The sequence below is a fragment of the Pantoea sp. 18059 genome, assembly GCF_902706165.1.
Lineage (GTDB): Bacteria > Pseudomonadota > Gammaproteobacteria > Enterobacterales > Enterobacteriaceae > Pantoea > Pantoea agglomerans.
The window spans coordinates 270,561-291,060 of record NZ_CACSJS010000003.1 but is presented as its reverse complement, the minus strand read 5'-3'; the positions used below and the strand labels follow the sequence as shown (position 1 = coordinate 291,060).

The 20,500-nt window shown below is 51.9% G+C and carries 24 protein-coding genes; 8 read left to right on the top strand and 16 right to left on the bottom strand.

The window, feature by feature from the left end; genetic code table 11:
* Positions 1 to 33: 33 nt before the first annotated feature.
* Complete coding sequence (locus tag GVJ63_RS10825) at positions 34 to 1,296, bottom strand: DUF1479 domain-containing protein (RefSeq protein ID WP_124890637.1); 1,263 nt, start codon at positions 1,294 to 1,296, stop codon at positions 34 to 36.
* Between the two features lie 255 nt (positions 1,297 to 1,551).
* Between GVJ63_RS10825 and GVJ63_RS10820 the strand changes: the two genes are divergently transcribed.
* Positions 1,552 to 2,373, top strand: a complete 822-nt coding sequence (locus tag GVJ63_RS10820; RefSeq protein ID WP_159226933.1) for a Cof-type HAD-IIB family hydrolase — start codon at positions 1,552 to 1,554, stop codon at positions 2,371 to 2,373.
* 29 nt (positions 2,374 to 2,402) lie between these two features.
* Here the strand turns inward: GVJ63_RS10820 and GVJ63_RS10815 are convergent, their stop codons facing one another.
* Positions 2,403 to 2,795 (bottom strand): helix-turn-helix domain-containing protein, encoded by a 393-nt coding sequence (locus GVJ63_RS10815; protein ID WP_010246990.1) that lies wholly within the window; start codon positions 2,793 to 2,795, stop codon positions 2,403 to 2,405.
* 111 nt (positions 2,796 to 2,906) lie between these two features.
* Between GVJ63_RS10815 and GVJ63_RS10810 the strand changes: the two genes are divergently transcribed.
* Positions 2,907 to 3,956, top strand: a complete 1,050-nt coding sequence (locus tag GVJ63_RS10810; protein ID WP_124890635.1) for an NAD(P)-dependent alcohol dehydrogenase — start codon at positions 2,907 to 2,909, stop codon at positions 3,954 to 3,956.
* 220 nt (positions 3,957 to 4,176) lie between these two features.
* Here the strand turns inward: GVJ63_RS10810 and GVJ63_RS10805 are convergent, their stop codons facing one another.
* The 3 genes from GVJ63_RS10805 to GVJ63_RS10795 all read right to left on the bottom strand — a co-directional run bounded on the left by GVJ63_RS10805 (position 4,177) and on the right by GVJ63_RS10795 (position 5,426).
* On the bottom strand, positions 4,177 to 4,863 hold the full coding sequence (locus GVJ63_RS10805) for a hypothetical protein (protein WP_159226843.1): 687 nt from the start codon (positions 4,861 to 4,863) through the stop codon (positions 4,177 to 4,179).
* A gap of 93 nt (positions 4,864 to 4,956) precedes the next feature.
* Positions 4,957 to 5,199, bottom strand: a complete 243-nt coding sequence (locus GVJ63_RS10800) for a hypothetical protein (protein ID WP_022624412.1) — start codon at positions 5,197 to 5,199, stop codon at positions 4,957 to 4,959.
* A gap of 2 nt (positions 5,200 to 5,201) precedes the next feature.
* Positions 5,202 to 5,426 (bottom strand): hypothetical protein, encoded by a 225-nt coding sequence (locus GVJ63_RS10795; protein WP_010246998.1) that lies wholly within the window; start codon positions 5,424 to 5,426, stop codon positions 5,202 to 5,204.
* 230 nt (positions 5,427 to 5,656) lie between these two features.
* Here GVJ63_RS10795 and GVJ63_RS10790 point away from each other — a divergent pair, with 230 nt between their 5' ends.
* Positions 5,657 to 5,965 carry a hypothetical protein gene (locus tag GVJ63_RS10790; RefSeq protein ID WP_010247001.1) on the top strand — a complete coding sequence of 103 codons (309 nt, stop codon included), beginning with the start codon at positions 5,657 to 5,659 and terminating at the stop codon, positions 5,963 to 5,965.
* Between the two features lie 202 nt (positions 5,966 to 6,167).
* Positions 6,168 to 7,262, top strand: a complete 1,095-nt coding sequence (locus GVJ63_RS10785) for a sensor domain-containing diguanylate cyclase (RefSeq protein ID WP_033773481.1) — start codon at positions 6,168 to 6,170, stop codon at positions 7,260 to 7,262.
* Positions 7,263 to 7,297: 35 nt separating this feature from the next.
* On the opposite strand, the gene map is transcribed toward GVJ63_RS10785, so the two are convergent.
* On the bottom strand, positions 7,298 to 8,083 hold the full coding sequence (gene map / locus GVJ63_RS10780; protein ID WP_045140062.1) for a type I methionyl aminopeptidase: 786 nt from the start codon (positions 8,081 to 8,083) through the stop codon (positions 7,298 to 7,300).
* On the bottom strand, positions 8,080 to 8,325 hold the full coding sequence (locus GVJ63_RS10775; protein ID WP_010247005.1) for a ParD-like family protein: 246 nt from the start codon (positions 8,323 to 8,325) through the stop codon (positions 8,080 to 8,082). The genes map and GVJ63_RS10775 overlap by 4 nt, the downstream gene beginning before the upstream one ends.
* 339 nt (positions 8,326 to 8,664) lie before the next feature.
* Between GVJ63_RS10775 and GVJ63_RS10770 the strand changes: the two genes are divergently transcribed.
* The gene (locus tag GVJ63_RS10770; RefSeq protein WP_235038346.1) at positions 8,665 to 9,081 is read left to right on the top strand and encodes a cell envelope integrity TolA C-terminal domain-containing protein; all 417 of its coding nucleotides are present in this window, start codon (positions 8,665 to 8,667) and stop codon (positions 9,079 to 9,081) included.
* Between the two features lie 129 nt (positions 9,082 to 9,210).
* Here GVJ63_RS10770 and GVJ63_RS10765 read toward each other — a convergent pair whose 3' ends face one another.
* On the bottom strand, positions 9,211 to 9,459 hold the full coding sequence (locus GVJ63_RS10765) for a hypothetical protein (protein WP_033787110.1): 249 nt from the start codon (positions 9,457 to 9,459) through the stop codon (positions 9,211 to 9,213).
* Positions 9,460 to 9,606: 147 nt separating this feature from the next.
* Positions 9,607 to 10,041, bottom strand: a complete 435-nt coding sequence (locus GVJ63_RS10760; protein WP_122459766.1) for a hypothetical protein — start codon at positions 10,039 to 10,041, stop codon at positions 9,607 to 9,609.
* A 133-nt stretch (positions 10,042 to 10,174) separates the two neighbouring features.
* Here GVJ63_RS10760 and GVJ63_RS10755 point away from each other — a divergent pair, with 133 nt between their 5' ends.
* The 3 genes from GVJ63_RS10755 to GVJ63_RS22550 all read left to right on the top strand — a co-directional run bounded on the left by GVJ63_RS10755 (position 10,175) and on the right by GVJ63_RS22550 (position 11,912).
* Positions 10,175 to 10,849 (top strand): SOS response-associated peptidase family protein, encoded by a 675-nt coding sequence (locus GVJ63_RS10755; protein WP_159226842.1) that lies wholly within the window; start codon positions 10,175 to 10,177, stop codon positions 10,847 to 10,849.
* A 109-nt stretch (positions 10,850 to 10,958) separates the two neighbouring features.
* Positions 10,959 to 11,480 carry a GNAT family N-acetyltransferase gene (locus GVJ63_RS10750; protein ID WP_370516264.1) on the top strand — a complete coding sequence of 174 codons (522 nt, stop codon included), beginning with the start codon at positions 10,959 to 10,961 and terminating at the stop codon, positions 11,478 to 11,480.
* A gap of 123 nt (positions 11,481 to 11,603) precedes the next feature.
* The gene (locus tag GVJ63_RS22550; RefSeq protein ID WP_223565969.1) at positions 11,604 to 11,912 is read left to right on the top strand and encodes an NAD(P)-dependent oxidoreductase; all 309 of its coding nucleotides are present in this window, start codon (positions 11,604 to 11,606) and stop codon (positions 11,910 to 11,912) included.
* A gap of 163 nt (positions 11,913 to 12,075) precedes the next feature.
* On the opposite strand, the gene GVJ63_RS10740 is transcribed toward GVJ63_RS22550, so the two are convergent.
* The 7 genes from GVJ63_RS10740 to GVJ63_RS10710 form a co-directional block, all read right to left on the bottom strand.
* Positions 12,076 to 12,807, bottom strand: a complete 732-nt coding sequence (locus tag GVJ63_RS10740; RefSeq protein ID WP_022624404.1) for a GntR family transcriptional regulator — start codon at positions 12,805 to 12,807, stop codon at positions 12,076 to 12,078.
* A gap of 99 nt (positions 12,808 to 12,906) precedes the next feature.
* Positions 12,907 to 13,692, bottom strand: coding sequence for a fructoselysine 6-kinase (gene frlD / locus GVJ63_RS10735; RefSeq protein WP_159226932.1), 786 nt, complete (start codon positions 13,690 to 13,692; stop codon positions 12,907 to 12,909).
* A 99-nt stretch (positions 13,693 to 13,791) separates the two neighbouring features.
* Positions 13,792 to 14,814: a fructoselysine 6-phosphate deglycase gene (gene frlB, locus GVJ63_RS10730; protein WP_069026807.1), complete on the bottom strand. Its 1,023-nt coding sequence runs from the start codon at positions 14,812 to 14,814 to the stop codon at positions 13,792 to 13,794.
* 21 nt (positions 14,815 to 14,835) lie between these two features.
* Positions 14,836 to 16,176, bottom strand: coding sequence for a fructoselysine/psicoselysine transporter FrlA (gene frlA / locus GVJ63_RS10725; RefSeq protein ID WP_022624401.1), 1,341 nt, complete (start codon positions 16,174 to 16,176; stop codon positions 14,836 to 14,838).
* Positions 16,177 to 16,559: 383 nt separating this feature from the next.
* On the bottom strand, positions 16,560 to 17,396 hold the full coding sequence (locus tag GVJ63_RS10720) for a hypothetical protein (protein ID WP_159226840.1): 837 nt from the start codon (positions 17,394 to 17,396) through the stop codon (positions 16,560 to 16,562).
* A gap of 3 nt (positions 17,397 to 17,399) precedes the next feature.
* Positions 17,400 to 18,986 carry a hypothetical protein gene (locus tag GVJ63_RS10715; protein WP_159226839.1) on the bottom strand — a complete coding sequence of 529 codons (1,587 nt, stop codon included), beginning with the start codon at positions 18,984 to 18,986 and terminating at the stop codon, positions 17,400 to 17,402.
* A 12-nt stretch (positions 18,987 to 18,998) separates the two neighbouring features.
* Positions 18,999 to 20,420, bottom strand: coding sequence for an OmpA family protein (locus GVJ63_RS10710; protein WP_194698820.1), 1,422 nt, complete (start codon positions 20,418 to 20,420; stop codon positions 18,999 to 19,001).
* Between the last annotated feature and the right edge of the window lie 80 nt (positions 20,421 to 20,500).

Genomic DNA, 20,500 nt, shown 5'->3' with positions numbered 1-20,500 from the left:
TATCCCGCGCTGGTGTACAACGCGGGATTGGGATCAGGACAAATCCAGCGACCGGCGTCCGTTAAGATTGAGATCCTGCAGCGTAAAACGCTGGCCCCACTCTGTTTCATAATCTTCCGGCGGAAAATCTCCCGGCGAACGTCCCTGCTCCAGTGCCTGTGCAACCCGCCGGGCATAGGCGCGGTTTTTGTCACACATTGGCGCAGCGGGGATATACATCACATTGCCCCAGCCCTGCTGATCTTCAACCGGTGCAACGGCGTGGATCACATCACAGTGCCACCATACCGAATCGCCCGCCTCTAAGGCCGGTATCGAACAGAGTCCTGCAATCAGGTGCGGATGCCACTGTTCATTAACGGGCAACACCCGGCCCGGCGCGACGCCGCACAGTTCATCTTCAGGTACGTCTGAAAGCAGCGGGCGCAGCAGAACATAGGCCATCGCCTGCGGCACCGGCACCACGTGCAGCAGGCCCTGACCGGGGATCATATCGGAGAGTGCGGTCCAGCCCTGAAAGGTCCGGAACACGGAACATTTGGTGGTACCCGGCAGATCATACTCATCCACTTCGGTGCGGTGAGCTGCATCCCAGGGGTCGTAAGCGGCAAAATCACCGTGAAACAGCTTACTGAAAACCTGCTGATACGCGGGGAGTAACCAGCGTTCCAGCGCGCCGGAATCGGTATGGGCGCCTAATCCCTTCGAGGTGGTGCCCGGCAAGCGGCGACGGATGCGATCGGGATAGATAACGCTGACATCCGGGTCAAACCACTGCTTTCCCTGTGATTCAGACTTCCATAACCGGTTCAGAAAAGATTGCGCGTCAGCCATTGCCGCGCTCTGCCGCGCCTGCATTTGCGCCTGTGACCAGTAAATCGGATAGATTTCGGGGCGGGAGGCGGCCAGCGATCCAAAAAAGTCATCGCCGGGGCCGCGATAGTGTTCGTCAAACCGGTTGTGATCCAGATAGTCGAGCATCGACTTATCCCATGCCAGCGCCTGCTCACGCGCGAAGTGCTGCTTAATTACCACACAGCCGCGACGTTTAATCATCGCCCGGGTTTCATCCGAAACCTTTCCCGCTGCAATGTCCTGCATGGGCACTACCGGCCAGGCACTGCCCGTGCGCTTTTCATCTGCTTTTGCTTCAGCAATCGCAGCAGTGATGTTGTCGCAAACCTGACGGAAAAGGGCATCGACATCACCAATCTGTTGGCGTAACTGCTGTTTCATCTCGCGAATAGCGGTTTTGACGTCGTCAGGTAAAGGGGTTGATCGGGAATCTTCACGCATCTCGTGCTCCTGAATATCTGGGGGTTGAGTTACGAATGTAATTAAAATAACCTTCATTCGTAATATTCGACTGAGGTTAACATCCTTTTAACGAAAAAAAACGTGCGTGATAACACAACTCCGGAACCGGAACGCTCTGAAAGCCGTTAGCAAAGTCACTATTTGCATTCTCATTAATCCACACAGCGAGTAAGCTTTATGAATCAAATCAATCAGCCGAAAGGACAGAACGGCGAACGTATAGGGGCAGGCGAGATGGCGGTTAAGATGATTGCGGTGGATATGGACGGCACCTTTCTGGACGACAATAAGCAGTACAACGTTCAGCGGTTTTCACGTCAGTATGCGCTGCTGAAGCAGAAGGGCATCCGTTTTGTGGTGGCCAGTGGTAATCAGTATTACCAGCTGCAGCGCTATTTTCCCGACATCAAAGATGAGATCGCTTTCGTGGGGGAAAATGGCGCATGGGTTTCTGACTGTAATGAAGAGATCTTCTGCGGAGAGTTAGCTCAGGAGAAAGTGCATAAGATCCTCGATATCCTGGCGCATGAACCTGACATTGCGGTCGTGGTCTGTGGACGCAACGGCGCCTATATGCATTCATCCACCTCTGATGAGGTGATGGCAATGCTTGCAAACCACTATCACCGGCTGGAAAAACGCGATGACCTCTATGCCATCGACGACACCATTTTCAAATTCTCGCTGAAGCTGGAGCACGAAGGGGTTGATGCACTGCTGCAAAGACTGCATTCCCGTCTGGGCGAGCTGGAAAACATCATGCATCCGGTATCCAGCGGTTTTGGCTTTATTGATCTCATTATTCCCGGCTGCCATAAGGCACACGGCATTGCGCTGCTGCAGGAAAAGTGGGGCATCAGCGATTGCGAAGTGCTGGCGATTGGTGACAGCGCCAATGATATTGAGATGCTGCGTCAGGCCTGCTTCAGTTTCTCAATGGCCAATGCCGCTGATTCGGTCGCTGCCGTGGCGCGCTATCAGACTCAGAGCAACAATGATGAAGGCGCGCTGAATGTCATTTCCCGCGTGCTGGCGCGCGAATTCCCGTTCGATTAAGCCTGCACTGCGTGAGAACTGGCGGCCTTCTATCCGCCACTCTCCTGATGGCTGCGCGCGTGATGTTCCATTTCATCCAGCGCAGCCTGATTCTCCAGTCCCCACTGATACATCTGCTCTATTGGCTGTGCGAAGGTATGCCCCAGCGGCGTGAGGCTGTATTCCACTTTTGGTGGCACCACCTGCCACACCTGACGCGACACCAGTCCGCGCTGCTCCAGCTCACGCAGCGTCTGAATCAGCATCTTCTTCGAAATACCCTGCAGGCTGCGCTCCAGTTCACCCGTGCGTGCCCGATTTTCCGGCCAGTGATAGAGCGCATGCAGCACCATCGTGCTCCACTTCACCGAAAAAAGTTCCAGCAGGCGGCGTGGCGGTGAATCCGCATAAAAGCAAAGTTTTCCTTCAACCCAGACCGGCATAGTGACTTCCCAGATAGTATGGTAACCAAAAGGTAACTACTACCAAATGGGGTTCCGTGTGTCTATAGTGGGCCGCTTTCTTTACGACCACCAGGTGAGAAGAGGCAACAGATGAAAATTAACGCGCTGATAGCGTCCCAGGCAGAACAGCCGCTGCGGGCAGGCCAGGTAGAGTTACGCGAGCTGCAGGCTGACGATGTGAAAATCGAAATTCTTTACTGCGGTGTCTGTCACTCCGATCTGCATATGGCCCGTAATGAATGGGGAGTCAGCCGCTATCCGCTGGTTCCCGGTCACGAAATTGTCGGACGCGTAGTGGCAGTGGGCGGCAACGTCACTAAATTTGCCGCCGGGGATACGGTTGGCGTTGGCGTGATGGTCGACTCGTGCGGTGAATGCCATTTCTGTCAGCAGCAGGAAGAGCAATATTGTGAGGCGGGTTTCACGCCGACCTACAACGGTACGGATAAATACACCGGCAATACGACATTTGGTGGCTATGCGCAGCATGTCATCGCCGACCAGCATTTTGTGGTCACGGTGCCCGACAATCTGGCGCTGAATGCGGTGGCACCGCTGCTGTGCGCTGGCGTGACCGTCTGGTCACCGTTGCAGCATTTTAAAGTCAAAGCAGGCGATCGTGTGGGTGTGGTCGGGCTCGGGGGACTGGGTCATATGGCGGTTAAACTGGCCAGCGCACTGGGCGCAGAAGTCACCCTGTTTACGACTTCTCCGGCGAAAGGGGAAGATGCACGCCGGCTCGGCGCTAAGAACGTGGTGATCTCACGAGACGCCGCACAAATGGCTGACTGCCAGGCGTCACTGGATATCATTCTGGACTGTGTCGCTGCACCACACGACCTTGATCCTTATCTCGGTGCGCTGAAAACCAATGGTCAGCTGGTGCTGGTGGGCATTCCCGATCAACCCCATCCATCACCGAATGTGACACCGATGGTGTTTCGCCGCCTGAGCATCAGTGGCACATCGATTGGCAGCATTCAGGAAACGCAGCAGATGCTTGACTTCTGTGGTCAGCACAACATCACGGCTGATGTTGAGATGATCACCGGTGAAGAGGTCGAAACTGCCTTTGAACGTATGCTGACCAGCGATGTGAAATATCGTTTTGTCATCGATATGCAGAAAACCCACTGGTGATGAATACGGCCCGCTGTAAAAGCGGGCCGTCAGACTTTTACACGGGCTGAACCCGAAAGATAAAGCCCTGCATATAGTTACAACATACTTATATACTTTAGTATCGACCGTTCTCATTGAACTCCGTGCAGCAGGGGTCTTGCAGCAAGATCGTTCTGATTAAACAAAAAAATACCCGGCTCATTGACCGGGTATCTCTTTTGCCGCTTACCAGGCGCAGTTAATCCAGCTCTTTATCCGCGTCACTCTTTTCCGCTTCTGCTTTCTCCACAGCATGGGTAAAAGGCTTAAGCAGCTGAATATCCAGAATCACATAAACCATGGTGCTGATAAACAGGGAGATGACACTGCCAAACACCCCGCTGGTGGTAAACGTCAGATAGTTATAAATCACCAACCAGGTCAGGCAGATAAACAGCGCGAGCGAAATAGAAAGGTTGGGCACGGAGTAGTTGCTGGTACCACCGCCCTGGGTATGCGTCGCTTTAAACAGATTTCCGATGGAGTATTTCTCCAGCACCAGGATAGTCCTTTCCCAGTTACGCTGTTTACGCGCGCTGGCGCGGGTCAGAAACAGATAGAGAATAGAGATGAAGAAGCCGGAGAAAGCGATCAGCACCGGAATCGCTTCCAGCGCATATTCAATACTCTTATGAGGCGTGCCAGTGGTGCTGAGATCAAGCGTCAGCGAGGCACCCAGCGCAGCATATAAAAAGAGAAACAGAATCAGAAAAGTCAGGCTACGTTTCCAGTCGCCATCGGCCTCTGCACCTTTTTGCTGGATGGCCAGCTGAAGCGATTGCTGAATCTGTTGTGCCTGTGGTGAGTCTGTTTCAACGGTGTGGCATGGCGCAGCAAAGAAGTTGTGCATAAACAGCTCATCTTCTTTGTGAATGGTGATTTTCATCAGAAACCTGTATTCGGGAAATTTTCTTTATTCTAATCAGCACAGCATGAATTAACAGTAACTTTGGCTTTATACCTTCAGCCCCGCACTGACTCAGCGGGATATCAGGTTCATCAGGCTACCTGAAACTGAATCGGTTGCGAAACTCTGCTCAGCATTATCCTCTTCGTGACGCAATTGCTGATAGCGCAGCAGCGCGGCATCGGCGTTATCGGCATGCACCACGTCCCACACCATCTTATAGCCATCAGCCATTAACGCGTCCTGCTGATCCTGCCGCTCAGTGTTCACGGCTCTGACTGTTTGCTCTTTCTGAAACAGACGATAGTCTGGCATGGCTATTTCTCCCCTGGATGGTCCAGCGCTTTAAACTGCTTAATGGCTTCATTGATATTGTTGGTATCGACGGTTGCAATACAGCGATCGCCGTTGAACACCTCATAGCGGGCGTTGTGCAGCTGAAACAGCAAATCCCTGCCACGGAAGTGTATACGTTTCTGTTTAACGCCAATCCCATGCCGCCGTAATAGTGCCTGTGACAGGCGATCGGTCTCTTTTATCATTCCTTCAGCTCCTCGGCAGTACGTGGTCACTGCCAGTAAACCTGATGAACATTAGTTTTATATTAAGAGATAACCCTATTTTTTACAGGGCTAAGCGCAGGTTTCAGAGAAATTACCGGGCTGCATGTGCTGACGGAATCAGCAGCTCACCGGATTAATGCCATTCCCTGCGTTAACGGACCGCAAATGCGGTACACTTGCCGGAATAACTCGCCACAGGACACGCCGCTATGAACGATAAAAAGATGATTTCCATTGATCAGTTCAACGCTGATGAACGACTGGCCGTCGAGCAAACCTATAAGGGCCTGGCCGAGAAGTACCGTCAACGAACCGGTAAAGAGCCTGATAGCAAAAAAGAGAAAGAATTCAATAGTGAAGCTCGTCAGATCATCATGACCAGCAAACTGGAGAAGGAGAGGGCGCAGGCTGAGAAGGAGAAGAAAAAACCGCTGCGTAAGAAAAAACCTTCTTCAATGACCGCCAGTGAAGTCAGCGATTTCAACTGGTCTGCCTCAGTGGTTAAAGGCCGCCGATAAAAAGCTTCCGCGCGTATTCATGGCGCGCGGTATCTTCTCACATTACTGCTAATGTCCCCTGACTGCCATCGTCCCCGGCACACAAGTCACAGGCTGACGAGATGCCTTTCGCGGCCCGCAATAAGAATATTCTGTAAATAGTTTACCTTAATTCATTAATTGCCGATAAACTGCCATAACCTGTTGCTGCTTCAGTCTGCATATGAATTACTACACTCCTGACGATATTCAGCTGAAGCGCCGATCAACGCGATTTGTGCGCCGCATGTTCATGATGCGCCAGCTCGGCACCTTTCTCTGTTTCCTGCCCATTCTGTCAGTATTGATGGAGCTGGGAAAAAGCCTGGAACTCTGCGCACTGCTATTTACTAATGCGTTTGTTTGGCCCTATGCCGCTTTCAGACTGGCATTGCGATCGCGCGATCCCACGGGTTTTGAACGTAAGAATCTGACGCTGGATGCCGCATTCGGCGGCTTCTGGGTGGCAACCATGGCGCTGAGTCCGCTTCCCTCGATTATTATCATGGCGGTACTGATCTCTGATCGTTACTCGGCGGGCGGTTGGGTTCAGCTGAAGTCTGCTCTGCAGGCCTTTCTGTTGACCTTTTTACTGGCCTGGTTAGCCGAAAAGGCGCCTTTGCAGCTGACCTTCTCTACCCGCACCGTCTGGCTGACTCTGCCGCTCGCCAGCGGCTATCTGCTGGCGCTCAGCGTGGTTTCACACAATCTGACCCTGAGTCTGCGAAAGAAGAATCAGGAGCTGGAACGCATTGCGCTGATGGATCCTGGTCTGAAAATACCTAACCGACGTCTCTTTGAGCGGCGGCTTGAAAGCGAGTTTTTACGTACACAGCGAGGTGAGGGTAAAGCCTGGCTGATGCTGCTGGATGTCGATCACTTCAAACAGGTTAACGACACCTTCGGGCATGAAGCCGGCGACTTCCTGCTGGCAGAAATTTCGGCACTGCTGCGTGACAGCGTCGGCCTGAAAGATATACCTGCCCGCTTTGGCGGCGATGAGCTGTGTGTGATTGTGCGGGATGCGGATGAAACCAGCATCATGTTGCTGGCAGAGCAGATCAGACAGGGGATTGCCCTGCTGCGGCTGCCGGCTTCATCTACCTTTCAGTGCTCGGTGAGTATCGGGATTGCACCGGCATGCGATGCGGCGACAATTCATGAATGGCTGAGATGCGCCGATGAGGCGCTGTATCAGGTCAAGCGCGCCGGACGTAACGATGTGCAGTTGTGGCATTCCGGCACGCTGGAAACGCTGAGTGAAGTCAGGGGCAGTTAACAATGCAGCCTGAGACCCTGTCTCAGGCTGAGAGATTAAATCGCCGGGTAGTCGCCGGTGCCTTCAGGCCAGGGCGTGAGCAAATCAAAACCCTCATCGGTGACAGCGACAGTATGTTCCCATTGTGCCGAGAGCGAGCGATCTTTGGTGACCACCGTCCAGCCATCTGACAGTACGCTGGTTCCGGCTTTACCAGCATTAATCATCGGTTCGATAGTGAAAATCATGCCTGCTTTCAGTGGCATCCCTTCACCCGGCGTGCCGTAGTGCAGCACCTGTGGATCGGTATGGTAAATTTCGCCGACACCGTGACCGCAATATTCACGCACCACCGAGAAGCCAGCCGATTCAGCGACACGCTGGATAGCCGCGCCCACATCGCCCAGCGTCGCGCCAGGACGGACGGTTTTGATACCGGCGACCATCGACTGATAGGTGATATCGACCAGCCGTTTTGCACGGACTGACGGTGTGCCGACAAAGTACATCCGGCTGGTATCGCCATACCAGCCATCTTTAATGATCGCTACATCGATATTAACGATATCGCCATCCTTGAGTTTTTTGCTGGCCGGGATGCCGTGGCAGACCACATGATTGACCGACGTGCAGGTGGTGCGGGTATAACCGTGGTAACCGATGTTTGCTGGCGTCACTTTAAGCTCATTCACAATAAAATCGTGACAGATATCATCCAGCTCTTCCGTGGTGATGCCGGGACGGACGTGAGGTGTAATCATCGCCAGCACCTGAGCCGCAGCCTGTCCGGCTGCCCGTGCCATTTCGATTTCCGCTGCGGTATGAATTTTAACGCTGTTCATGACACGTCTCCTTGTGTGGTGAGGCTCTCTTTAGGGAGCATATTGCGTATATCAGCGCTGCCTTCCAGTTCAAGCCGGATTAGCATCTGCGCCAGTTGATGTTGGGTCTGCTGCGGATAGAGTTCAGCCAGCATACCGAGTTTTAGCCAGTGTTCTGCCTGTGCATTAATTGAGCGGCTCATCGCCTGACTGGCGATGCGCAGATTCTCATGCATCAGGTCGGAGATTTTTACGATACCCATGCAAGCCTTATATGAAACGTATATGTTTCGTATAGCTTAACGTTATCGGCGTGATTTGAAAAGAGGGGGGGAGATTGTTGCGCGTCTGAAGCAGGGTACAGAATGATGACCAACGGCCACGCATTTCGATCGGAACAGAAAAATTTATAGGTAACAGGAAGGTGCGTAATGCCAGTAACAGTAGGGCAGCCCCGCCGAAAAAGCGCCGAAACACTGTCTTTTTCCTGAAAACGTAGCTGATGACTGAGCAGATGAAATACTGGGTTTTTTTGGTGGCTATGGATATTAAGTCTCTAGCATTGATGCTATAAAATCCGGGAAAATATCAGGGATGTAATCATGAAAAGAATAATTGCTTTGACTGCCGCATTGGCAGTTTCAGGATGCCATATGAGCACAAATCACATCCGACAAAAGGGAATTAAGACTCCCGACGCGTCAGAGATTAAAAGTCAGTGTGAATCTCAGACATCACAGCAAACTCAAGAGCGTGAAACTCAGCTTTGGCTCTGCCAGGCTGTTACAGCAATACAATATCGGTTTTTCGATGCAGATAATTATCGCGGTAAAACATGTGATGTAAGGATCAGGCAGCCGGAAGGCGAGCCTCCGGTAAGCATCAACGTTCAGGGCGGAGATCCAGCTCTGTGCGCTGCTGCAATTGAAGCAATCAAACAAGCTGCAGATGCCCACACTTTTCCAATGAGACCCGCCTTTATGAAGGATGAAATCCCGATACATTTTGCTCCGCAATAAGATTACATAGCTAAGGAAAGTGTTAAGCGTTGCACTTAAATGTCTAAACTCACAATCCCATAAGGCACCGTGCTGCTCTGAAGCTATGCCGTCAGATACCGGCTGCTAAAACTGTGTACCGCGATGCAGTTATCCGTTGTCAGCAGCAGACAGCAAACTCTTACTCCGGTACAAACTCCATTCAGCCCAGCAATTTTCAGGGTTGATATCGAAGTAACCGCGACATTCAGCCATGGCGAGAGCAACGTCGCGCGGCACTTCGATAGTTGTAGCGTTATCACGGATGCTGCTGACTTCCTGCTCAGTAAGCGGGCTTCCTTTCTCATTCTCAATTCTCATCAGTAATGGGATGAGGGCAGGTATAAAAACTATGGTCATGAGTTATATCTCATATTATTAAAGGTTCGTGTCCCTACGAAGTCACTAAAATATGACCTCTCCGGGGTGCGGTAAGTGGCATTCTGTAAAATGTGCCTTCCTGAAAAATATCAATTCATCGTCGTTTCATCGCTACAAGGCTTGAAATCAATTAACACTGCCCAGGCATACAGGCAGGTTTGTATAGCCCGGCTGGCTTACCATAGATAAGGGTGAACATGTCGGTGCCATATTCTGGCTAACTGGCTGAGCCTGGGGCTGATTTGGATACTGGTTGTCATAGCTGTTCGTTGAGGGTTTTCTTGCGGCCTGACGGCCCTTCTCACGCACGTAGGATGACGTGTAGTTATGGGCCTGGTATGCGCCATAACCCGCCACGCCCGCAGTAGCATATCTGGCCGTTCGCTTGCTGCTGGAATATCTCTTCTTGATTCTGGGTGTCGTTGTTTGTGATGAGTAAGCTGAACTAAAACTATGGCTGTAGCTTCTATGCCCACCCCCACCACGATGGCCGCGCGCATCAGCTGTAAACGAGGCAGCCATCAGTGATGCCATAGCCAGACTTAAAATAATTCCCTTCATTACTGCTCCAGTTTATTCATATTCATTAATTATGTTCTCGTCAAAAATCACGATATCTTCAGCCAGAAGAACAATTTTTTTAGATTTATGTAACTCGTTCAACGCTGCGCTATCCTTATGAGAGGAGGTCCCCATGTGTGGACGGTTTGCGCAGTACAGCAGCAGAGACGATTACTTTGCATCCCTGGGGATGAAGCCCGATGAAATTATTTATGATCCGGAGCCGATAGGCCGCTTTAACGTAGCTCCAGGCACCAAAGTGCTCTTGCTCAATGAGCGGGATAATGAACTGCACTTTGATCCGGTTTACTGGGGTTACGGTCCGGAGTGGTGGGACAAACAACCGCTTATCAATGCGCGTGGTGAAACCGCTGCGACGGGACGCATGTTCAAACCGCTGTGGGAGCATGGTCGCGCCATTGTTCCTGCCAATGGCTGGTATGAATGGAAGCGAGAGGGCGACAAAAAACAGCCTTACTTTATCTGCCACAAAGAGAAAGAACCGCTGTTCTTCGCCGCTATCGGCAAAGCTCCTTATGGTAAGGATCATGGGCATGAGGGTTTTGTTATCGTAACGGCAGCGAGCAATGAAGGCATGGTTGATATCCATGACCGACGCCCCCTGGTTTTAAGTGCGGATGCTGTACGCGAATGGCTCAGTGCCGAAACCACGTCAGAACGTGCTCAGGAAATTGCACATGAAGCCGCATTGCCGGAAAAGGACTTTAGCTGGCATCCTGTTACAGCCAAAGTCGGCAACATCCACAATCAGGGTGAAGCGCTTATTAAAGAGATCAAGCCTGACTGAACAGACCGATGAGGTGAGAGATTTACATAGTTTCCCGCACCGTTTCCCGTTATAAAAACAGGATCACTCGTTTCTTAATCTGAGAGCGTTTATTTTGCAGCAAGACACTATGCGGTTGTTTCTTCGGCCAGTCACCCCATCAGATGCCGATGATCTTTACAGGATCTACGGCGACCCTGCGACGAATAAGTTTAATCCCGCTGGCCCACATCCGGATATCCATCATTCACGGGAAGTGCTATCGCGCTCTATCCGTCACTGGGAATTGAATGGCTTCGGCAGTTGGGCTATCTCGCTTCAGGATAATCCAGAAAGAATCATCGGTTTTGGGGGATTGAGCATCAGAAGCTTTGCCGATATCACGATCAATAATCTGGGATATCGTTTCTCTCCGGAATCCTGGGGGAAAGGACTGGCGACGGAATTTGCGAACTATGCGGTTAGTTATGGATTCGAAGAAGTAAAACTGGTTGAGATTTCTGCACTCGTAAGAGCGAATCATCTGGCTTCACAAAAGGTTCTGATTAACGCCGGCCTCCGGCATACCCGGGATATTTATGATGTGGAAAATGCGCCCGCAAGCATGCTGTTTACCCTGAGTCAGGATGAATGGAATCAAAAACGGGGGTGAGGAGGATATATCCTGTCCTGCTCAGTACCTATCGTTTCAGGTCAATCAGTGCGAGCTGTAGATGATGCGCTATAAAGTTCGCTTTGAGCGCGCTGTAGCGTTGAGCATCGTTGTTACAGAGTGATGCTGCTTACACGTGCAGGCGTCGCTATTGTGGAAGGGATTGGCTCCCGGGTTGCGTCTGCTGAGTTAACCTGGCTGTTGATCATGGCATCCCGAAGAAACTTAGTCTCGTCGGAGAATGCAATGGCTCAGGGACGATGGCAAAGAGAACCAGGCTCTGCTGTTCATAATCAGGACATCGGCTTTCTGGGCTATGGGAAAATTGTTAAACGTCTTGCTTCATGTGCAGCCATTTTGGATGCAGGATCAGGCATGGGGAAGTTCACTTGCCAGGGAATAAGCGCGAGCTGGCGGATGGAAGGTTCCTGAGAGTCGCGAGCAATTCTTTAAAACGCGCAATGTGTTAATGGTACATCAAAGGAAAAAATCGCCTTGCCACGGCAGCATAAAAAGACCGGAAATGGGTGTCAGGTAGCCGCTGCTGATGAGTGAAAAGCGTGCCACGGCGCCGTTATTTCTCTGCCAGTGATTTTCAGTGACGATGATTATCAATTGTCAGAGTGACGCGGTTTGCCCGGCAGAAGAGCTCTGAATAGTGCACCGGTTTATCGTTCTGATCGTAAGCGATCTTACTGATGCGAAACAGCGGTTCGCCCAGCTCGCACTGCAACCTGAGCGCTTCCGCTTTTGTGGCGGTAAAAATATCGATGGTTTTTTTGTCGCTGACAACGCGACTGTCATATTTTTGCTGGAAAAGTTTATAAGTTGAAGCACCTGCGTGATAAACCTGATCAAAGCCGGGATAACGTGAGAGAGGGATCCACGAACAGTCGATGAACAGCGGCTCGTTATCAAGATACATCACCCGCAGCAGGCGAAACATTTCGCCGTTGCCAGCAATATTAAGCCTTTCGCAGAAGGGATCACTACTGACTCGCTCCTGTTCAATCACTTCTTCACGCGTCGGCTTTCCCTGCGAAACACCAAAATCAGTAAAACCACTCACCGTTAGCAGCGCATTTTCAACCTTGTTGCTCTGCACAAAAGTTCCTTTTCCCTGCCAGCGGATCAACACGCCATCTTTAACCAGTTCCGTTATCGCCTTGCGAATCGTAATGCGGCTGACGTTATATAACGTGCATAAGTCGCTTTCGGTCGGGATCTGTTGGCCCGGCAGGTAAATGCCCTGTGCAATATCATCCAGCAGGCGCTGACGTACTGTGGCATAGAGCAGTTGATGTGAATATCGCGCCGTCGCTGGCATGAGTCGACCCTGACAGTTGAAAATAGTGAAAGTGATTATAGGAGGCTTTATAGCGGAGTCATAGGGGCTGGCGCGCGGAGTGTCACGCCAACCCAGGTTTTACCAGGCGCCATGATAACTCAATGTCCGGGCGGCACAGTGCGATCCCTGCTTCATGGCCTGTGCGATTGTCTCACCGGCAGCAACTGCGCAGAGAAAGCCTGCAATGTAAGAGTCGCCCGCCCCCATCGTATCTACCACATCCACTGGTTCAGGCGGCATACGCCAGAACTGTTTTCCATCCCAGGCCAGGCTGCCATTTTCGCCCAGCGTGGCAATCGCGACGCCCGCGCCGCACTCCACCACGGTTTGCAGCCGGTCACGCAGCCAGGCCGATTCGACATGCGCCGACGCAAACAGGTAATCAAGATGCGGCGGTAAGCTCTGCCACAGTGGGTTTTCCCATTTGTCGGCAAAGTCGAACGAGACGATCTTTCCCGACGCTTTTAGCACCGGCAGCGCCGCCTCAGCGTGTCCCCAGACCGCGGAATGGATCATATCAAAGCCGTTGAGCCATGCTATGTCTTCATGACTCAACGTAAAATCCGCCATAACACCTTCGGTGTAATCGCCCAAAATGCGATCGTTGTTGCGCAGCTCAACCTGGGTTTGCGCGGTCATGCCAGCTTTCGTGTGCAGATGAGAAATATCCACCCCTTGTTGCAGCAGGTCACGCTTCAGTATTGCACCATACGCATCATCACCCACCCAACTCACGCAAGCAGACTGCATGGCATAACGCCTGCTGTAGACTGCGACATTCACGGCATTGCCGCCGGAAAAGGCTTTGCTGAGATGAGGATAGATATCTACGCAGTTATCGCCCACCGTCGCCAGCCGCATCATTCCGTCAGGTTGCGTTGCTTCACCTGCTGCTGCATCGTCCTTTTTCATTTCGCGTCTCCTGGTAGAAACGCCTGGTCTTCTTCAGACCAGGCAAAAGGATTAATACTCAACTAATCCGCCGTAGTAACGGCGATCGTCTGGGTTGTGATCTTTATAAATAGAGAGGTAATAGCAGAGCCACTCCATTGGGACGAACATCAGGAAAGGTGCCAGCCACGGATGCAGTCCCTGAGAAATTTCCGCGTAATCAATAACAATCACGTTGTCGGTACGCTCACGCACGAAGCGGATAGCCCGTTCGGTGGTATGGCGACTTTCATCGCTGCCAAGCAAAAACAGGAAAGGCACGCCAGGCTCGACGACCTCCAGTGGCCCGTGACGAAACTCGCCACTCTCAATCACGGAACCGTGTGTCCAGGTAAATTCCATTAAGGTAACAATGCCCTCTTTGTAGCCCAGCGGACGCAGCGGACCGGCCGATACGGTATAGATCATTGGCCACTGACTCGCCTGTTCGCCCAGCTGACGGCCTTTATCTTCCCATGTGCGCACCAGATGCCCCAGCGCTTGCGGCAACTTGCGCAGATCGTTTTTGATTTTGCCGATCTCGGTATGCGGTGAGAGACGGGTAATCATCCCGATCACTACGCTGTAGCAGAGCAGCAGGTGAATCTCCCAGATGCAGTCCGCTTCATAGGCCAGTACATGGTCAGCGGCCTGGGTAATCGGGCTGTCGTGATGTTTGGTGAAGGCAGCCGTCAGCGCGCCGCAGGCCGCACCCAGCTCCAGCGCTTTAATCACCTCCTCCGTTTTACCGTAATCAGAAACGCCAATGACCGCGCAACGTGCATCAAGACGATGCGGTGTGTTGTCACAAAATTCCCAGCCGGAAAGCGCATAAACCTGCAGGCTCGAGAAGCGATCGGCAAGGTGTTTTGCCGTCTGGGCCGCATTGAGCGGTGACCCGCAGGCGACGAAGTAGATGCGATCGATACCGCGTTGCACCATCTCATCAACGATGGCGTTAACGCGCGGTACATCCCGTTCCAGAATTTTTTCAACTTCCGGCACCATGTTTTCAGTGACCAGAAAATCCACACTGCGTTTATCAATATTCAACATGAAACAACTCTCCAGACAGGGTTAAGAAACGTGAGCCAGACGGCGATTGCGCTTTTCCCAGAAGGCGTAAGCGGGCAGACCGGTAGCGATGACAATCAGGGCACAAATAAGTCCAGGAACAGGCGCCCATACGAACGTGGACGCCACAAGAATCAGGCTGGAGGCGATAGCGGCGAAGGTCATCAGACCGAAGGCGGGCGTGCGCCACAGCGGTTTGTAATCTTCGCGTTTGCGACACCAGATGATGGAACTGAAGGTGAGGGTGTTCTTAAAACACATCACCAGCGTGAAGTAGCCGAGCAGGCTGGTCAGATCGGAGACGAAGATAAAGAAAATGCCGAGCGCACACTGCAAAATGATTGAGACATCCGGCGTGTTGTATCGGGGATGAACGTGAGCAAAGCTTTTGAAAAAGAGCTTGTCTTTGGCCATCGCATATTCCAGCCGGGGTTGGTACATCACACAGCTGGAGAGCGATCCGAGGATGACAATAATGGCCGTCACGGCAACAAAAATACCCGCTACGCTGCCGAGCGCCGGAATATAGGTGAGGGCATCGGAGAGGGGCGTTTCGGATGCAGCCAGCCTGTCGAACGGCATCAGACCTGAAATCACCAGTGCTAACAGCGAGTAGAGCACCAGAACCAGCAGACAGGAGCCAATCAATGCGCGCGGCATCGTTTTGCCCGGATTTTTGATTTCGCCTGTCATATAACAGATCGACGCCATGCCGGTATAGGACCAGCTTGTGGCTGAAATCCCCGCCAGCAGCGCCATAAAGCCTGCTGCAGCACTGGTAGTCGCCGCACTCTCCACTACGACAAAGTTGTCACCTTTTAGCCAGAAGATGCCGATTCCGATCACGATGACAAAAGGAATGATTTTGGCGATGGTGATCAGTGTCTGAAAGGTGGCCCCGCCTTCTACCGAACGCAGATGCAGCAGCATAAAAGCCAGTATCAGCCCGGTCGCTACCAGCTTGCCGCTCAGCGGATCGAGGGGTATCAGAAAGCCCAGATTACTGACAATGGCGAGCGCCATGATTGAGAGTGAAGGGGCATCATTCGCCCAAAAGCTGGCCCAGCCGGAAAGAAAGGCCAGCGGACGGCTGCCGGCGTTTTTCAGGTAAATATAATCGGCACCGTTTTCAGGATAGGCTGTGGAGAGTTCTGCATAGACACACATCTGCGGAATGACGATAAGCCCGCCAATGACAAATGCCAGCACAGTAAGCCACGGCGTACCTGCCGCTTTTGCTACTTCACCAACCGAAACGAAGATACCGGAACCGACGGTGGTGCCGATGGAAATTGCCAGCACGGCCCAGAAGCCGAGCTTGCGTTGCAGATCCTGGCTTTCCATATCGTTACCTTTTTTAATTTTCAGGGTTGTAGGGTTAAGAGCAGCTCGTCGAAATAACGCCAGCAGAAAGCCGCATCCCCCTCAACGGCCCGGGGGATGGAAAATCCGCCAAATGATGTAATAACGAGATGACTCATAACCAATATAACAACACATAATGAATATGGATGGCGAGGGAGATCACAAATTCATCACAAGAAGAAACGGCGAGCGTTGGTTGTTGAACAGGTGATTGATTTATATGAATATAATTTTCAGGCGGGTTAGAAGGATGAGAGAGCGAAGCAGGTGTAAGCGTTCAGGCGCAGCTGACATGTGCGCCATAACATGGCAGACAGAGCAGCAAGAAAAATGAGTAGGGGCAGGAGGCCGCCCCTGTTGTTTTAATTCAAATTAACGTTAAGCGCTGGTGCACCGAAGCTTATAACTTCAGCATTCGAGGCGGAAAAATAACCCCGCCAGAACGCTTCCAGTTGCTGAAGCATTTTGCCCGATCGATAGTTATTCTTTGCCTCCGTATCGATGAGTCCCGCGCCAGCGACAAAGACTTTTGCTCCCCTGAAATCAGTCAACAGGTTTTGCTGCTTTACCAGTTGCAAAACCTTATCAGGGGAGATCAGCCGCATCGTATTATTGCGATAGAAACTGTCGAAGGCGCTGTTTTCCAGCATGTCGGAGATGAGAAAAATCGTACGCGATGCTGCTTTATCCTGTGCCAGATCGTCACTGATGCGTTTCAGGCTGTCCAGAATTTCACTCTTCGCGATGTTGTCCCCTTGCTCAGCAAAACTCTTTGCCATCAGGCCACCAATGGTTTTGCCAAAATAGACTTTTTGCTGACCGAGACACTGATCAAGGCTCTTCAGGCTCTCCATACCCAGGCTGTCGCGGATCTTTTTATCTGTCAGCAAGGGATCGAGCTGCCCATCGAATAGCCGCTGCATAAAATTATTCTGAAGCAGCGCAGAGAACTGATAGAGCACCACCCGATCGCCCGGCTGGGTAAAACGGAGGATCTGTTGCCAGCTGGCATTTTTGATTTCCCGCGGTACTTTTACCGTTTGATCAATAATAATCACCAGTTCGCGTCCGCTATCTGCCGGACGATAGTGACTTAACTTCGCGAAGTCATAACAGGCGGGAATATCATTACGGCTGGCACCCTGAGCAAGAGCGGTCGCCCCGACTAATAGCAACAAACACCATTTCTTGATTTTCACTGCTCAGCCCCGTGCTTTATTGAGAAGCGACTGCACCTTGCGCCTGCTCAGCAGAGCAGAGAGCGGCAGTTCAAGATCGTCCGCGACCAGGCGTAACTCCTCGTCATCCAGCAGCGTCAGATCGCCCAGGGCCGCGACCCGCGCTTTATCGTCAGAATGGTGTGAGGCCAGCGTCGGCGCGTTCGCAGATTTCAGTGCGGCCATTGCTGGCGCTGTCGCGACGAAATCATGAACCATAACAGTTTCTGGCTGAGGCTGAGCATTGTCGGTCGCAGTGGCCCTGCTGGCGGAAAACTGTTGATGTTCATCATCCGCTAACGCCTTATCACGCTGCTTACCCCGCACGTAATCATCAAATGTGCGTACATCATTCTGAGCGTTACTGGCGCTGCTGGCACGCTGCATCGCCATGCGGTTCTGCAGGCTGGCGAGTTTATCTTGTGCATCTCGTTCAACGCGCTCACGCTGCATAGCGTACCAGGCCGCAAACTCGTCTGAGCTGCTGAAATTACCGATATACTTTGCTGCCAGTCGCGATTCAATTCCCACCAGCGACCGGGAATAACCAATCAGAATACCAATAATCTGCACGCCAATAAAAATCACCGACAGAATAATAAAGGTCAGTTTCGAAGCGAATACACGATTTTCACGGACTTCGCTGGCTGCCTTCTTATCCGCCTGCTGATTATCTTCTACCGCCTGTTGCGGCAGATCGAAGGGCGACGACGCATTAACAGATGCGCTCTGGCTGAATGGTGTTCCATTTACCGCTTCCGTCTCAGCGGCATTGATGGTCGCAGCACGAATAAAATAGGCTCCCACCGCGAAGGTCATAATCAGTAATAGTGTCACCACCGTCTGCACATACTGGGGTTTAGCCCCAATCCCGTGCTGCACGCGATTCAACATCTGCAGATAGCTGGGGGCATCATCATCAATGCGGCTATTCTCCAGCGAAACCTCCGTATTTTTCACCAACGCCTGTGCATTACCTTCGAGTCTGGCCTCTTTATGCCAGTAACGAATTTTACTTAGCAGCGTATTTTTATGCAGCTGGGTCCCCATTAAATGCGTTGCAGGAACCAGGATTACACCAATTAGTACTGAGACCACGATTGCAGAGAGTTCAGCCTGGTTCGCCGAAATATTGTTGGCAATAAACGGGGAGAGGACTAACGCGAAAATGAATGCTTCCAGAATTACTAAGGCAATGCTGCAAAGCCATAGCACCACACTGGTCGGCTTGCGCCCGCGTTCATCCACCTTGTTCAGATAATTTACACAGCGCTTATAAAAATCGGCATCCCGGTTTGAGGTACTGTGATGTTGATAATATTTCCCACACAGTGCTTCTTCGGCCGGATGCCATATTAATCCCCCTGTGCTTTTACGGCGGGCTTCATGGCTGTGAGAAAGACGCGCGACATGTCCTATCAGCGGTAATGAACAGAAAAAGTTGAGGAAGAAATAACGCACTTCATCCCACCATTTTATGACTGCAAGCGTCAGCGCCAGCAAACCAAACAGTGGCCAGAAGATGTAGCGATAGGTCGCGATGGCCTGCATCAAACTATTGAAAATTTCCATTGATATTATCCGTTATCCACGCTGAGGAGCATATTCGGCCAGCCATGGCTGACGGTGATGGGTGTAAAACAGTTGGCCTTGTTGCGCTTTAGATCCACTTTTAGGCAACAGCAGATCCACGCAGGAGAGAGGCTCATCGGCCGCGTTCTCAATGTATATCCGGTAAAGAATGCTCTCTTCGCCCTCCCAGCTATTGGCAATCCCCGCCATTGCTTTAACGGACGTGCGATTGCCTTGCGCATAGTTGGGGGTAATGATCACCTGTGGGTTGCGGGTGATTTCAGCGCCATTCTTCAGAACATAAACCGGCGTCAGCGTGACCAGATTGCCATTAACAAGGCCCGCCCACGCCCGGCCATTCATACCAGGCAGATAATCACTTGTGTCATGACTTTCAATCGGTTTTCCGCTGGCCAGGTTTTTCGCCATCCCACTAACGCGTGGCAGATCACTCATACAACTGCCTGTGACACTGCTGGCCTGCGCCTGATTAATCAGGCTAAAGCCTTGTGACACAGGTTTAAGATTGCTGGCGAGGCCCAGTGTATTGAGTGACGCGGGTTTGCCACCAAAATCGATAAAGTTTGATGCATTACTCTCCACTGATGACAGCGGTTTAGTGGGTTTTCGGGGATGCGCGCTGGCAGATTCCGTTATTGACGGCGCTGGGCGACTTTTCAGGCGACCAGAAGATGCTTTTTTACTCGCGTCAGTTCGTGATGATGATGCTTTAGCCAGACTGCTGTCAGCAGCGGAACTGTGGCGTAAATAGAGCGGATTATTATTTTCCTGCGCCAGACGCTGACGCAGTAACGCTTCGTTTGCTAAAGCAACGATCTCTACGCGACGATTCTGGGCACGGCCACCAACGGAGTCATTGTCTGCAAGCGGACGGGCAGAACCGACACCCTGAAAGTAGAGCTGGCTGGCTTTAATGCCGCTCTGCTTCAGGACCAGCCCTACATTATGCGCTCGTGCTTCTGACAGCTGTTGATTGTATTCCGCGCTGCCTGTGGCATCGGTGTGACCGACAACCAGCAGTACACCCGCATCATTCTGCTGGCCGCTGTTCATCGCCGCTGCAATCTTTTGCACCTGGCGGAAGCCGCTATCGGTCAATTCCGCGCTGCCCGTGCTGAACATCGTACTGTCTTCAACCTGAGCGACAATGCCCACCTGCGCCGCCTGACTTTTTTCCTGTGCGTTAAGCGCCTGCGTTGAAATCCGTATCTGCTCTTCCTGCGCGACTTTCGCCAGCGCTTGTTCACGGTTTTGCCATACATTGCCGACCACGCAGCCCGCCATGCCGCCAGCTAATCCTCCAACTAATGCTTTTTTAGCGTCGTGAGTGACAAGATAAGTAATGCCACCGCCTAAGGCCGCACCACCAATACAGCCAGCCGCGGTGCCATAGTCACGGGCAAAATCGTGCATTGTTGAGCAACTTGACGTAAGTGAAACAGCCACTGCTATGCAAGCAGCTTTCCTGAGAAAGGGTAAATTCACATCTGTTC